Raw genomic sequence first — 13743 nt, 5'->3', positions numbered from 1 at the left:
CACAGTAATTGGATTAGTAGAATTGGGTTTATTGTTGAATCGCTTATCTCAATTATCAACGGCGGTAATTGTAGACTTAGCAACGGCGCTACTGCTCTTCGGAGTAGTGGCGCTTTTTTTATGGGAGCAAACCAATGAAATGGAGTTCGATGCTGAAAGTGTCAGCAATTTCGTTATCGGTATTCACCACGGTCAGCGTAAAGGCAGAGTTAGGTGAGCCAGAAATTGAAGACCTGAAGTTTGGTTTTATTAAGTTAACCGATATGGCACCGCTGGCGGTTGCTTATGAGAAAGGCTTTTTTGAAGACGAAGGCTTGTACGTCACTTTAGAAGCACAAGCAAACTGGAAGGTGCTATTAGACCGAGTCATCGACGGTGAGCTTGCTGGCGCGCACATGCTCGCTGGTCAGCCATTGGGCGCAACGATTGGTGTTGGCACAAAAGCAGAAGTGATTACTGCGTTCAGTATGGATTTGAACGGCAACGCAATCACGGTTTCCAATGATACTTGGGAGAAGATGAAGCAATACATTCCAAAGCAACCAGATGGCAAGCCAGTTCACCCAATCAAAGCGGATGCACTGAAGCCTGTGGTCGACAGCTATCTGGATAAAGGCAAACCGTTCAACATGGGGATGGTGTTCCCTGTATCGACGCACAACTATGAGTTGCGATACTGGTTAGCGGCAGGTGGGATTCATCCAGGCTTTTACGCACCAGACTCAGGCGATAACAGTGGCCAGTTGGATGCTGACGTTCTTTTGAGTGTTACACCGCCACCACAAATGCCAGCCACAATGGAAGCGGGCACGATCAAAGGGTACTGCGTAGGCGAACCATGGAACCAGCAAGCCGTATTCAAAGGCATTGGTACGCCAGTCGTGACCGACTACGAAATCTGGAAGAACAACCCAGAGAAAGTGTTTGGTGTTTCCAAAGCTTGGGCTGAGAAGTATCCAAACACGCACATTCGCGTAGTGAAAGCCTTGATTCGAGCTGCACATTGGTTGGATGAAAACGACAATGCCAACCGCCAAGAAGCAGTGAAGATGCTATCAAAAAGCGAATACGTTGGAGCCGATGCCGAAGTTATCGCCAACTCGATGACCGGCACATTTGAATACGAGAAAGGCGACAAACGAGACGTGCCAGACTTCAACGTGTTCTTCCGTCACAACGCCACTTATCCGTATTACAGCGATGCGATTTGGTATCTGACTCAAATGCGTCGCTGGGGACAAATCTCAAGCGAGAAATCCGATGATTGGTACATGGATGTGGCGAAAGAGGTTTACCGTCCAGATATCTACCAACAAGCAGCTCAAGCACTGATTGAAGATGGTGTGTTGAGCAAAAAAGACTTCCCAGATTTTAGTGCTGAAGATGGTTTCCGTGCGCCACAAACACACTTTATCGACAACATCGTTTATGACGGTCGCGAGCCAAATAAATATCTAGAGAAGTTCTCTATCGGGCTTAAAGGAAAAGACAAGGTTTAACCATAACGATAAACGCCACAAGCGAGGGAATTCGCTTGTGGCAACAAGGATGTAAATTTCTTAGGAGTGAGTATGTCTAGTAATGTCATTTCCCTGTTTCCTGCTAAGCAGGTAGTGAACCGAAGTCGGCTGGTGCTTTTGCCCGTCATTGGCTTGCTGATCTTTTTGGCAATGTGGCACTTAGCAGCGAGAGAAGTGCAAACTTCATTAGGTACGCTACCGGGACCTGTGCAAACTTTTCAGCAGTTCAGCAACCTTGTCGATGACCATTGGCAAGAGCGAGAAAAGGAACAAGCGTTTATCGAACGTCAGGAAAAACGTAATGCTGCGAAGTTAGCCAAGAATCCGGACGCGGAAGTGAAGATTCGTCCCTACACAGGTAAACCGACGTTCTTCGACCAAATCATAACAAGCTTAGTGACCGTAACTGCGGGCTTTTTGCTGGCGACGGTTATCGCGATTCCGCTTGGCATCGTGCTTGGTCTTAATCAAGGGCTGTATCAAGCGTTCAACCCAATCATTCAACTGCTCAAGCCCGTATCACCTTTAGCTTGGCTGCCTATCGTCACTATGGTTGTAAGTGCCACTTATGTGAGTGATGACCCGATGTTTGCTAAGTCGTTCATTAACTCTCTGATCACTGTAGCGCTGTGTAGCTTATGGCCGACGCTGATTAATACCGCAGTGGGTGTAACGAGCGTTGATAAAGACTTAATCAACGTGAGTAAAGTGCTTCAACTTTCGTGGTGGCAGCACATTCGCACCATCGTTTTACATTCTGCCATTCCAATGATCTTCACCGGTTTACGTCTCTCTTTAGGTATCGCTTGGATGGTATTGATTGCGGCAGAGATGCTTGCGCAGAACCCTGGGTTAGGCAAGTTCGTTTGGGATGAATTCCAAAACGGCAGCTCGGCATCATTGGGTCGTATTATGGTCGCCGTCATCACAATCGGCTTTATTGGATTGATGCTCGATAGAGGCATGTTGCAACTTCAAAAGTGGCTGTCTTGGAATAAACAACAAGCGTTGAGATAAGGGAAAAGATCATGGAAAAAGCATTATTAGATCTAACGCGTTTAGGGATGCGATTCCCAACGCCAGATGGCGAGTTCATCGCGCTTAAGAACGTCGATTTACAAATCAATAAAGGCGAGTTTGTGTCTCTAATTGGCCACTCTGGCTGTGGTAAGTCAACGGTATTGAACTTAGTCGCTGGGCTACACATGCCAACAGACGGCGGCGTGATCGTCGATGGACGAGAAGTAGCTGGACCGGGACCCGACCGCGCAGTGGTGTTCCAAAACCATTCATTATTGCCTTGGTTAACCGTGTATCAAAACGTTGAGCTCGCAGTAAAACAAATTGCCGGCAAAAAGGGCAAAGCGTGGATTCAGGAGCAAGTGAATCACTATTTGGAGTTGATTCAAATGCAGCATGCCGCGCACAAAAAGCCGGACGAAATCTCGGGTGGTATGAAGCAGCGAGTCGGCATTGCGAGAGCACTGGCACTTCAACCGAAGGTTTTGCTGATGGATGAACCATTTGGTGCGTTGGATGCGTTAACTCGTGCGCACTTACAGGATGCACTGATGAAGATCCAAGCCGAGCTAAACAACACCGTCATCATGATTACTCACGATGTGGATGAAGCGGTGCTGCTATCTGACAAAATCGTGATGATGACTAACGGACCGGCAGCAACCATTGGTGAAGTGTTAGAAGTGAATCTACCTCGCCCTCGTGAGCGTGTCGCACTGGCGGATGATGCGCAGTATCAGAAGTGTCGACAAGCGGTGCTGAAGTTCCTTTACGAGAAGCAATCCAAAGTCGAGATTCCTGCTTCGAAAGAAGACAAACCCAAAACTGCAGCGCAAACGGCATAAGGAGGCAGCGATGAACAGTCCTTTAACGATTCCAGTAAAGAACGCATTGAGCCACATCGTTGTGGTAGGCAACGGTATGGTCGGGCAACACCTCGTCGAGCAATTAGTGCAGAAAAACGTGCATTTGGAGCACCGAATTACCGTGATTGGTGCAGAGCGTTTTATCGCGTATGACCGTGTACAGTTGTCCTCTTTGTTTGCGGGTAAGTCTCATGATGATTTGATGCTGAGTAACCAAGAATGGTACGACATGCATGGCATCCAACTCGTACTTGGCAGCCAAGTAACAGGCATCGACAGAGAGCAAAAGCGCATTCTGCTTGATGGTGAAGATGTGCTGGGTTACGACGAACTTGTGCTCGCGACCGGTTCTTACCCATTTGTGCCGCCAATTGAAGGTAAAGACCGAGACAACGTGTTTGTCTATCGCACGCTTGATGATCTTTCACAAATCAAAAAGGCATGTGAAGGCGCAAGAACAGGCGCAGTGATTGGCGGCGGCTTGTTGGGTTTAGAAGCGGCAAACGCACTCAAATTATTGGGGTTAGAAACTCATGTTATTGAATTTGCGCCTCGCCTGATGCCCGTGCAGTTAGACGATGGTGCTGGCTTAGTGCTAAAAGAGAAGATTGAAGCGCTGGGGCTAACCGTTCACACCTCAACGGGTACGGAACGAATCTGCGATGGTGAAACGGCTAAGCATCGTATGGTGTTTAAAGACAAAGATCCTCTCGAAGTGGATGTGATTGTCTTCTCCGCAGGCATTCGTCCTCAAGATGAGTTGGCAAGAATAGCTGAACTAGAAGTAGGCGAGCGAGGCGGCATTGTGATCAACAACCAATGCCAAACCAGCGATGAGAACATATACGCGATTGGCGAATGTGCCCTTTGGGAGCAGAAGATCTTTGGTTTAGTCGCACCCGGTTACACCATGGCGAGAACCACTGCCGATGTCCTGACTGGTATGCCAAGCGAAGGTTTTAAAGGCGCAGACATGAGCACCAAACTCAAGCTGCTTGGGGTGGATGTGGCGTCTATCGGCGATGCACAAATGCAAACCGAAGGCGCACAAGAAATGGTATTGCAAGATGCGGTTGCAGGCATCTACAAAAAGCTGGTGGTTGATGCGAGTGGTACCCAATTGCTTGGTGCGATTCTCGTCGGTGACAACAGCGACTACGACGCGCTTTTGCAGTGTTATTTGAACAAAACAGTCCTGCCAGACCACGCAGCGAACCTGCTGTTTGATACCGGAATGCTGGACGGAGAGATGCCAGACAGCGCTATCATCTGCTCTTGTCACAACGTCACAAAAGGCGACTTAGTTGCCGAGATTCAAGCCGGCACTACCAACCTGACAGACCTTAAAACCAACACCAAAGCCGGTACTGGCTGTGGTGGCTGTAGCAATATGGTGAAGTCGGTATTGGATACTCAATTGGCAGCCATGGGGGTAGAGGTTAACAACCACCTTTGTGAGCACTTTGAGCTCAGTCGCCAAGAGATGTTCCATATTTGCCAAGTGGAACAAATCAAAGACTTCGACACCTTAATTGCACTGCATGGCAAAGGGCATGGGTGTGATATTTGTAAGCCTACAGCGGCATCTGTGTTTGCTTCTTTGTGGAATGAACACATCATGGAACCACAGCATCAATCTCTGCAAGATTCTAACGATGCTTTTATGGCAAACCTACAAAAAGATGGCTCTTACTCGATTGTGCCTCGTGTTCCGGGCGGCGAAATCACACCAGACAAACTTATCGTGTTAGGCGAAGTTGCTCAGCAATACGATTTGTACACCAAGATCACTGGCGGTCAGCGCGTGGATTTATTTGGTGCGCAGTTAGAACAGCTTCCTGAAATCTGGCAAACCTTAATTGATGCTGGTTTTGAAACAGGGCATGCCTACGGTAAATCGGTGCGCACCGTGAAATCTTGCGTCGGCTCTACTTGGTGTCGTTATGGTGTTGATGATTCGGTTGGTTTAGCCATTGAGTTAGAGAACCGTTACAAAGGATTGCGAGCGCCCCATAAGCTTAAGTTTGCCGTATCGGGCTGTACTCGCGAGTGTGCAGAAGCGCAAAGTAAAGACATTGGGGTGATCGCCACCGAAAACGGCTGGAATCTATACGTTTGTGGTAATGGCGGCATGAGACCACGACACGCTGATTTGTTTGCATCCGACTTATCTAAATCAGAGTTGATCACCATGATTGACCGAGTATTGATGTTCTACGTCAGCACCGCAGATCGCTTGCAACGTACGTCGGTGTGGATGGAGAACATGGAAGGAGGCTTAGATTACCTTAAACAAGTGATTTTGGATGACTCTCTGAATCTATGTGACTCGTTGGATGAACAAATGGCGCGCGTCGTAGATACCTATCAATGTGAGTGGAAGAGTACGTTGGATAATCCTCAAAAATTGCAACGGTTCCGTCCTTTTTTGAACAGCACGTCGGGCAGCAAAGTCTTGCCGTACCAACGTGTGCGCGGTCAGCGTATTCCAGTGAAACAGGAGGTGTAAATGGCAGCTTTAACCAAAGTGAAATTGTGCCAGCTTGATGACTTAATGCCGTTCATCGGTGCCACTGTATTGATTGAAGGCGAGCATGTTGCGTTATTCTACATTCCTGATAACGGTGTTTACGCTGTTCAGGATTGGGACCCAATTGGTAAGGCTTATGTGATGAGTCGAGGGATTGTCGGTGATATCGATGGTGAGATGTGTGTTGCATCACCGCTATACAAACAACACTTCAATTTAAAGAGTGGGCAGTGTTTGGAAGACGAAGCGCACTGTCTAAAAACGTGGCAAGTAACGGTCGACGATGATCAGGTTTGTTATTTAGTCGAAGAATGATCCTCGAAATTAGCTTGCTCGATATGAGTAAATTCTTAGCGTAAGAGACAAGCGAATAAAGCTCCAGAGACAGCACAGTATGGCTCTGGAGCTTTTAATTATTTGGAAGGGTTCACTTGTAGTTCGGTATAGCCAGTCGAGTCGTCCATCGCTCTAGTGAACTCAAGTTCTGAGTAAGAATGGATGATCAATTCTGCGGTGGTATCTATAACCGTGCCTTCCATTAAATGCCCACCCCAAACTCGTCCTTCACGATCAGACACCGAGATATGAACGTGCTGATGCTCAGGCGTTAGGGTTCCCATCACAGAGACGATTTCAAATGGTTCTTGTTTGGTTAACGTACTCTCTGCACCTGCCAAACGAAGGTTGAGGTGAGAGACACAGCCAACGCATGAGGCAATCGAGCCTGCTTTGATACCATGCTGCTCGACCAATTTCGCTAAGATCAGCTTTAAGTCCATGCCCTTGGTAAGACGTACTGCTATCACTTCAATCGACATGTTATTTCCTAATCAATACCAGCAAGCAGGAAAGCGCCGTATCCAAGTCGGCATAACGTTTGGCTTTGCCAAGTACGCGCATGCCTTGCATGTTGTTGAGAACAAAACGAGCAAGCTCTTCTGGTTTAAGCGTTTTCGGCACTAAGGTTTCTTTTTGCGCATTGGTCAGCGCATCTGCAATGATGTCGATAAGATGGTCAAATAAGAAATGCCCTTTACGCAGCACATCATCGTCTTCGCCAGCGTGCTCAATCAACGCATTTTGGATAAAACACCCACAGTTACGTTTGCGCTGCAGCTCAGCAAAGGATTTGAGGAACGATTCTAACTCAGGTAAAGACGCGTCGTCTTTTTCCAAATCATTCAGTGACGGTAGCGAGACCTTTTTCAAGTAGGTATCGAGCGCTTCGTAGTAGAGCTGTTGCTTGTCACCATAGGTGTTGTAAAGACTGAAGCGGTTGATGTTCAACTCGTCGGTGAGATCCGAGATAGACGTGTTCGCAAAGCCCTTGCGCCAAAACACATCCATAGCCACGAGAAGCTTTTCATCTCGGTCGAAGTTGGCTTTTCTTGCCATAAATTACCTGCCTGGGTCTGCTTATCGGGTAATTAAATTGCTTTGGAGGGATGGTACAGAGAACCTCTAGCGTTCGAACTGAACCAATATGATGAATACCCATCTATTCTTGGGTATCAGCCCCCAAATTCATGTGAACTCACAAACGGCATCAAAAATCTCGCTCAGCAAACAGACCCACAACTGTTTGAAAATTTTTGATAGTGAAGTTCTTGACTGATCGTTTATAAACTGGCTACAGTATATCCTAACCAATCGGTTAGAAAAAGATAAAAGGATGTGAAATGAAGCTCTATGAAACCGCAATGACTCCAAGTTGTAAGCGAGTTAGCATTTTTCTAAAGGAAATCGGTGGCGAGGTTGAGCGAATTGCGCTGAACGTTCGTGAGGGCGATAACCTATCTGAACCGTTTAAATCGAAAAGCGTGAACGGCAAAGTGCCTTTACTGGAACTGGATGATGGTACAGCGATCTGCGAAAGCGTGGCGATTTGTCGCTACCTAGATGAAGCGTTTGAAAATGATCTGGCGCTGTTTGGTGCTAACCAGCTTGAACGTGCTCAGGTGGAAATGTGGCATCGTGTGGTGGAGTTCCAAGGACTAAATGCGGCATTTCAGGCGTTTCGAAACATGACCGGAGTTTATGGAGACAGAGAACGTTGCGTTGAAGCATGGGGCGAAGAATCAAAACAACGCGTCTACGAATTTCTGCCTGTCTTAGACAAGCGCCTTGAACATAATGATTTTATCGCCGTAGACCATTTTACTATCGTCGATATAACAGGCTTTATTTTGATCAGTTTCGCAATTAAAGGCCTAGAAATTGATGTGCTATCGACGTCGCCAAACATTGCTCGATGGTATAACCAAATTTTAGCTAGACCTGCATTTCAGAGTTAATGTATTGCAGCGAGTGGATGATAGCTCGCTGCTACCACCTTACCGATTCTTAACTCAGCAGGATATTCAAATTTTTTCAGATTTTTCTTATTTTTTCTCCTATCGCCTATAATTGGAAAAACAACCTCAATTTGCTTCGTTGCGTTTTAGAGCCTTGAGCTCTTGGTCCGTAGACGCTCTCTTTCATCATGGAAAGTCTAATAATAGACAAGGAGAGGTCATGGAAAGTCTAATAATAGACAAGGAGAGGTCATGAGTATTCAAGTGAAAACTATCAATAATATTCTAATCGCCCTGTTAATGGTTTCGGTTTTTGGTCTATTCGCACTGTACCTCAATTACACACAGCAGAATGAACAGATTGAAAGGCTGCAAAGTCAGTTAATCGAAAAAGAGCATCAGATACTAATTTCTAATGAAGCGTTGTCTTACACTCGATATCAACACCAATTATTAGCCGAAGACTACAGCCGTTTTAGAAATGAGCAGTCAGTGACTAGTGTTTTGCGTTAGCCAGTAAAGCAACCGTATTAAGGCGGAAGATGAAACCCATTCTTTTGGTCGATGACAGTAAAACAGTACTGCTTTACATCAGCAGTGCATTGGAAAAGCAAGGCTATGAAGTGCTTGCTGTTGAAGACGGACGAGCGGCGCTCGAAGTGCTAACCCACCGCCCTGATATTCAGTTTGTGCTGAGTGATTTAATGATGCCTGGAATTAATGGTATTGAATTGTGTCGCCAATTAAAATCTAAAGTTAGCGAACGTTACATTTTCTTTGTTCTACTGTCTTCTAGAAATGACCAAAGTTCGATCGTGAAAGGCATTGATGCTGGCGCAGATGATTTCGTAGATAAGAAGACGTCTGTAGAGGAACTTCAGGCCAGAATCCGTGCGGGGTTTCGTACTTTAGAACTGCACAACAAACTCGTTGAGAGAAATAAAGAGCTAGATGCGGCCTATCAAACAATTCACCAAGACCTACAGTCTGCTAGTCATCTGATGGAGCAACTACTCCCTGCTGAATCAACTATTCAGAATGTAAATTTTAGCTATGTCTACAAACCATGCTCCCAGATTGGTGGTGATATGTTGGGGTATTTGGAGCTCGATGAACGACATGTTGCGTTTTATGTATTTGATGTTTCTGGTCATGGTATTTCTTCAGCTTTGATGGCTTTTTCTATTCAACAGACGCTATCTCAAAGTCAGGGGCCTGATTCGATCACGATGGAGTTGAGAGATGACGGCTATTGCGTAAGTGAGCCTGCATCTGTGATTGAACGGCTAAATCGGCGTTATCAGCAAACTAGAAACAGTCAACTTTACTTTACTATGGCTTACGCCATTCTTAACACAAAATCAGGGCAACTTAGCTATTGCACGGCTGGCCACCCCAGGATCTTAGTTTGGCGAACGAGTACGAAAACGATGGAACAGATAGGTGACGATAACTTTATCGTTGGTGCAATGCAGCCGATGGAATATATCGGTAACCAAATTAGTCTGGATGAGGGCGATGCATTGTGGCTTTATTCGGATGGTTTGATTGAAGCGAGGCAGGGTGAGGAGATGTTTTCACTACAACGATTGGCATCGAGTATAAAAGCTGTTTGCACGCTGACAGTTGAAGACCAAGTGGGAGACGTCTTTAAAAAAGTACAATCTTGGCATAACGAAGATGAGTTTGATGATGATGCCAGCCTTTTACAGGTAAAATGGCATGGTGAGAGGCTCGATTTTAAGGAAAAGAATGTCAAAGAGCGAATTTAAACGAACTTACGGGAGCTCCCTTACTCACTCACGAAGTGCGAGCAAAGACGTTGTTCGGTTTTTGATGGGTCATCAAATCCCCTTAAATGCAATTCAATCATTGGAGCTTTGTGTCGTTGAACTCATGAATAACGCTTATATTCATTCTTACAGTGAAATAGAAGGCCTACCAATTGAAGTGGAGTGTAGGGTTGGGGATGACCAAGTGTCCGGTTTCGTGGAACTGAGAGTCTCTGATTGCGGAGCGCCGATCAATGAAAAGACGTTCATCCAACATAAAAATAAACAGATTGAGGCACCTAACTTAATGGATGACGATAGTTGGTCCTCCTCAGGTCGCGGACTGATGTTAGTCGCTCAATTATCTGACCTGTTTACATTGGAAAAAGGTTTCGAAAACAATACGTTTGTTGTAGTGAAAAGGAATAGGGAGAGAAACTAACAACCAAGCAAAGTCGATTTGCTTCACTTGGTCCCTAGCGTTAATCTGACGGTTGCGTTGTATATCATTGTTATTTTGTATTCGTTGTTGGTGCCGGTGATAGTAACGCCTCCAACTCTTCTGGTGTTAGAATATCACTGATGTTTAACATATTACTTTCATCATCTAGCGCCATCTTTGTACGGCTAAGTAAGTACCTTTTTTGAGTTGGTGTTAAGTCTTTGAGAGACTCAATCAACTCCCTGAAATTGCTATTATTCATTGCCATATTTCCCCCAGTTAAGCCTTGAATTTCTTTATTGCATATTCTTCAAGTAAGTGAAGATTTGTTGATTAATTGCAGCTAGCTCTTTAGTAACTATAGCTATATCTGAGCTATCTGGCGCTGTATCGTTTCTGGTTTTTTCTTCTATTCTTTGAAACGCAATGACCGCGGTGTCTTCTCCGAAACTCTCTAGAATGCCCTTTAAACTATGCGCTAATAGATAGAGTTCTGACCAACATCTGCTTGTATATAGCTCATCTATACGCTCTATATCATTCGTGTGATCTTCAAGGTATGTAGAAAAAACAGTGACGATCAGATCTACGTCGTTATCCATGTATGTATTGAGAACATCAAAATTAATCATGTATACCCCTATTAAACGTTGAGGTAGAGGAATGTTTCGGATAATGAAGGCTTAGCCGAAGGTATGAATGGCATAACCAGTATTTGAGCAGAAATAGTTTGCTTGTCGCTTGAGATAAACTTACAAAAAGAAAGTCATTGTTAAAGATATTTTGACTTATATCCAAACGGCAATGGTCGAAATGTAGGGATGAAAAAACTTCAACTCGCGTGTTTTTAACACAAGTAGCAAAGGGGATGTTTCCAAGTAAAACGCCGAGTCGGTAAGTGTCTTGCAGTCCTAGTTTAAGGCTATCGTTACATACGGACGCCAGACGTTCGCCAACTTTGACTATTCCTTCAGTCAAGGCTAACTCTCCTCATTAAGTACAAGTATAAATTAGCAATCTAGTTGCATATTGGCAAGTAATCTACGGCAAAAAAGGGACTCGCGTCCCTTTTGTATTACTAGCTTTGCTTAGAGTCCTGTTCTATTTGCTTCATAAGCTCGTTGGCTTTCTTCATAGCGCGTCTTGCGCTTGAAGTCCTTCGCTTATTAAGCAATATATCGGAGAAGCGTAAGTATTTATCAGCAGTTTTGAATCTTAAATCGTTAACATCCTGAAAACCAATAGGAAAGTTTTTCGAGAACAGATCCACATCCTTCACCAAGTTATCTAGATGAGTTGTCGTCCTTGCCTTTTCTAGGCGAGAATAAAAGTTTTCAAACTCTTCTTGGAACAGGATTCTAGCGGCATCTTCTGGAAACGGTAGAGGGCTGTTGGAATCTAGCGCTGTCTCATATAATTTCATTTCCAGCACTGCATCTTTCATCGCATTACTTATCTGTAAGTTCTCTTGATGCTCTTCTACGTTTGAAAAGAAGGTGTTCCCAACCTTAATAAGAGCAACAAGTGCAGCTGCGTCTTTCTTTTTGAGTGCTTCAGTGAGGTGCTGACCGAAAACATCGCTAGATAACGAACTTGGCGTGAAAGGATAACCTTGATGAATCTGATTTAACTCATCCTTGAGCTCATAGATGGATTTACTGCCGTCTTCTTTACTGTACCGAGACTTTTCAAGTTGACTGTTGATTTGCCTTGCTATCGAAAGTAACGTGGAGTGCTTGCTTGACTGAATATCTAAGGCAAGAACTTCTATTTTATGTGAGTCAGGGTAGTAGGTTTTTGCTTTATCAAGTATGGACTCAATTTCATCATAATTCGGGTAGTTGTTGGCATCAGAATTCAAAACCTGATCAATTTCAGATTCAAACTCGCTGAGAATATAGGTCTTGTGTAAGCGTAATAAGCCAGCCTTAACGACTGGATGTAAGCTTTTTTCACTATCAATCAGTGCCAAACTTTTTTCTGCTGGCGTATCAAGCTGCCACTCTTGTCCGGCAATTTGATCATTTTGCTTGCTAATAACGGTTTCCAAAGTGGCGATGGTTTCTTGTTGCTGCTGATAACCAAATACAATGCCGCTAACTAATAATATACTCGCTGCCGCGCCGCTAGCGATAGGCCAATAGCGCATATTCAATTTGCGTTTCAACTGCTCAGGGGTCAGCTCGTTCGGAATGATGCCAGTTGAAAATACGCTTGAAAATATTGGCCACTTAGATGCGGGCATGTTAGTTGGTTTAGAGACCTTGATCTTCTGTTTGAGAGCTTCATTAACTGGAGTTCTTGCGTAAGGGTGTTTGCAACTCAATAACTCGTAAGCAATACAAAATAGAGCAAACATATCGTCGCTTAAGTTCGGTTCCTTACCGGATAACAGGTTGAGTGATGCATAGTTGGGAGTATAACCAAGCGTTTCAACATTTTCGGATTTACGTTTAGCCGCATATTGATCCTGCTTTAATTGATGAGTTTTAGATACACCAAAATCAAGCAGCTTAACGTTACCCTCAGACGTTAAAATCACATTAGCGGGCTTTAGGTCGGCGTGCACTACACCAAGAGAGTGAGCATATGAGAGTGCATCGAGTACCTGATTTAGGATTGATAAAGTTGCATTAAACTTCAGCCCATGGGGCCTAGAACGCTGTATTAAACTCTCTAATGTTTCTCCGTTAATATACTCCATAACTAAAAAGTATATTTCGCCATCAACACCAAAATCAAAAACCCTAATGATATTAGGGTGGCTTAACCTTTGAGTTTGTTGAGCTTCACGTATTAACATGCGTGCAGTCTCTGGTTGAGAAGCAAACTCTTTCTGTAATATTTTTAACGCAACGTAGGGTGTTTCTGAACCTGAAGATTCAAGAATCTTATCTTTAGCTAAGTAAACATCGCAAAGCCCACCATGCCCAATAACCGACTCAATTTCATACCGATTTTTAACGGTCGTTCCTATTAAGCTTTCGTTAATAACATCTTTGTTATTATTTAATGGGTCATCTTTATTGTTTTTTTTCTTATTAACTAACGGAGTGTTTTCTTTTTGAGACAGTTTTGTATTTGTTTCATTTTTATTTTTAACGGAGGTTTCATTATTAGTGATTTTGGTTGATTTAATTGCATTGTCTCGTTTTTGAGTCTTTACAATTTTAGTTTTATCTCCGCTTTCTTCGTTATTTATAGAATTGTTTTTATTACTGTCTTCCATCACAAGAACTCCGTATAAATGATGGGGGAATATATACCTTTCTGCTCAATGAAAAGTCATTATGTTAGAA

The 13743-nt window shown here is 44.3% G+C and carries 14 protein-coding genes; 9 read left to right on the top strand and 5 right to left on the bottom strand.

The window, feature by feature from the left end; genetic code table 11:
- The first annotated feature begins 134 nt into the window (after positions 1–134).
- The 5 genes from R7F67_RS08805 (at position 135) to nirD (ending at position 6251) form a co-directional block, all read left to right on the top strand.
- Positions 135–1499, top strand: coding sequence for a CmpA/NrtA family ABC transporter substrate-binding protein (locus R7F67_RS08805; RefSeq protein WP_054576755.1), 1365 nt, complete (start codon positions 135–137; stop codon positions 1497–1499).
- A gap of 72 nt (positions 1500–1571) precedes the next feature.
- Positions 1572–2537 carry an ABC transporter permease gene (locus tag R7F67_RS08800; RefSeq protein WP_318057152.1) on the top strand — a complete coding sequence of 322 codons (966 nt, stop codon included), beginning with the start codon at positions 1572–1574 and terminating at the stop codon, positions 2535–2537.
- 11 nt (positions 2538–2548) lie between these two features.
- Positions 2549–3385 carry an ABC transporter ATP-binding protein gene (locus R7F67_RS08795; protein WP_005450080.1) on the top strand — a complete coding sequence of 279 codons (837 nt, stop codon included), beginning with the start codon at positions 2549–2551 and terminating at the stop codon, positions 3383–3385.
- Between the two features lie 10 nt (positions 3386–3395).
- Positions 3396–5915, top strand: a complete 2520-nt coding sequence (nirB, locus tag R7F67_RS08790; RefSeq protein WP_318057151.1) for a nitrite reductase large subunit NirB — start codon at positions 3396–3398, stop codon at positions 5913–5915.
- Entirely contained in the window at positions 5916–6251 is a 336-nt protein-coding gene (gene nirD / locus R7F67_RS08785) for a nitrite reductase small subunit NirD (protein WP_054576754.1), read from the top strand.
- Positions 6252–6349: 98 nt separating this feature from the next.
- Here the strand turns inward: nirD and R7F67_RS08780 are convergent, their stop codons facing one another.
- Positions 6350–6754, bottom strand: a complete 405-nt coding sequence (locus tag R7F67_RS08780) for a PPC domain-containing DNA-binding protein (protein ID WP_054574315.1) — start codon at positions 6752–6754, stop codon at positions 6350–6352.
- 1 nt (position 6755) lies between these two features.
- A complete protein-coding gene (locus R7F67_RS08775) occupies positions 6756–7331 on the bottom strand; it encodes a TetR/AcrR family transcriptional regulator (RefSeq protein ID WP_005375904.1) in 576 nt (191 codons plus the stop codon).
- A gap of 284 nt (positions 7332–7615) precedes the next feature.
- On the opposite strand from R7F67_RS08775, the gene R7F67_RS08770 reads away from it, so the two are divergent.
- The 4 genes from R7F67_RS08770 (at position 7616) to R7F67_RS08755 (ending at position 10444) form a co-directional block, all read left to right on the top strand.
- Complete coding sequence (locus tag R7F67_RS08770) at positions 7616–8230, top strand: glutathione S-transferase family protein (protein WP_054574314.1); 615 nt, start codon at positions 7616–7618, stop codon at positions 8228–8230.
- 252 nt (positions 8231–8482) lie between these two features.
- Positions 8483–8743, top strand: coding sequence for a hypothetical protein (locus tag R7F67_RS08765; RefSeq protein ID WP_017820228.1), 261 nt, complete (start codon positions 8483–8485; stop codon positions 8741–8743).
- Positions 8744–8772: 29 nt separating this feature from the next.
- Positions 8773–10002, top strand: coding sequence for a PP2C family protein-serine/threonine phosphatase (locus tag R7F67_RS08760; RefSeq protein WP_054574313.1), 1230 nt, complete (start codon positions 8773–8775; stop codon positions 10000–10002).
- A complete protein-coding gene (locus tag R7F67_RS08755) occupies positions 9983–10444 on the top strand; it encodes an ATP-binding protein (RefSeq protein ID WP_025998580.1) in 462 nt (153 codons plus the stop codon). Before R7F67_RS08760 ends, R7F67_RS08755 begins: the two co-directional genes overlap by 20 nt.
- Positions 10445–10514: 70 nt before the next feature.
- Here the strand turns inward: R7F67_RS08755 and R7F67_RS08750 are convergent, their stop codons facing one another.
- The 3 genes from R7F67_RS08750 to R7F67_RS08740 form a co-directional block, all read right to left on the bottom strand.
- Positions 10515–10706 carry a hypothetical protein gene (locus R7F67_RS08750; protein ID WP_025767706.1) on the bottom strand — a complete coding sequence of 64 codons (192 nt, stop codon included), beginning with the start codon at positions 10704–10706 and terminating at the stop codon, positions 10515–10517.
- Between the two features lie 34 nt (positions 10707–10740).
- Entirely contained in the window at positions 10741–11076 is a 336-nt protein-coding gene (locus R7F67_RS08745; protein ID WP_054576753.1) for an Hpt domain-containing protein, read from the bottom strand.
- Positions 11077–11522: 446 nt separating this feature from the next.
- Positions 11523–13673, bottom strand: a complete 2151-nt coding sequence (locus R7F67_RS08740; protein ID WP_054576752.1) for a serine/threonine-protein kinase — start codon at positions 13671–13673, stop codon at positions 11523–11525.
- Positions 13674–13743 lie beyond the last annotated feature (70 nt).

Origin of the sequence: Vibrio sp. YT-17 (genome assembly GCF_033337375.1) — a bacterium.
Taxonomy (GTDB): Bacteria; Pseudomonadota; Gammaproteobacteria; order Enterobacterales; family Vibrionaceae; genus Vibrio; species Vibrio alginolyticus.
The sequence above is the reverse complement of the archived record's forward strand: the minus strand, read 5'-3'. Positions and strand labels throughout refer to the sequence as shown.

Excerpts from the sequence above, each read along its gene's own strand:
- R7F67_RS08805 (WP_054576755.1), top strand. The coding sequence starts at position 135 with ATGAAATGGAGTTCGATGCTGAAAGTGTCAGCAATTTCGTTATCGGTA.
- R7F67_RS08800 (WP_318057152.1), top strand. The coding sequence starts at position 1,572 with ATGTCTAGTAATGTCATTTCCCTGTTTCCTGCTAAGCAGGTAGTGAAC.
- R7F67_RS08795 (WP_005450080.1), top strand. The coding sequence starts at position 2,549 with ATGGAAAAAGCATTATTAGATCTAACGCGTTTAGGGATGCGATTCCCA.
- nirB (WP_318057151.1), top strand. The coding sequence starts at position 3,396 with ATGAACAGTCCTTTAACGATTCCAGTAAAGAACGCATTGAGCCACATC.
- nirD (WP_054576754.1), top strand. The coding sequence starts at position 5,916 with ATGGCAGCTTTAACCAAAGTGAAATTGTGCCAGCTTGATGACTTAATG.
- R7F67_RS08780 (WP_054574315.1), bottom strand. The coding sequence starts at position 6,754 with ATGTCGATTGAAGTGATAGCAGTACGTCTTACCAAGGGCATGGACTTA.
- R7F67_RS08775 (WP_005375904.1), bottom strand. The coding sequence starts at position 7,331 with ATGGCAAGAAAAGCCAACTTCGACCGAGATGAAAAGCTTCTCGTGGCT.
- R7F67_RS08770 (WP_054574314.1), top strand. The coding sequence starts at position 7,616 with ATGAAGCTCTATGAAACCGCAATGACTCCAAGTTGTAAGCGAGTTAGC.
- R7F67_RS08765 (WP_017820228.1), top strand. The coding sequence starts at position 8,483 with ATGAGTATTCAAGTGAAAACTATCAATAATATTCTAATCGCCCTGTTA.
- R7F67_RS08760 (WP_054574313.1), top strand. The coding sequence starts at position 8,773 with ATGAAACCCATTCTTTTGGTCGATGACAGTAAAACAGTACTGCTTTAC.
- R7F67_RS08755 (WP_025998580.1), top strand. The coding sequence starts at position 9,983 with ATGTCAAAGAGCGAATTTAAACGAACTTACGGGAGCTCCCTTACTCAC.
- R7F67_RS08750 (WP_025767706.1), bottom strand. The coding sequence starts at position 10,706 with ATGAATAATAGCAATTTCAGGGAGTTGATTGAGTCTCTCAAAGACTTA.
- R7F67_RS08745 (WP_054576753.1), bottom strand. The coding sequence starts at position 11,076 with ATGATTAATTTTGATGTTCTCAATACATACATGGATAACGACGTAGAT.
- R7F67_RS08740 (WP_054576752.1), bottom strand. The coding sequence starts at position 13,673 with ATGGAAGACAGTAATAAAAACAATTCTATAAATAACGAAGAAAGCGGA.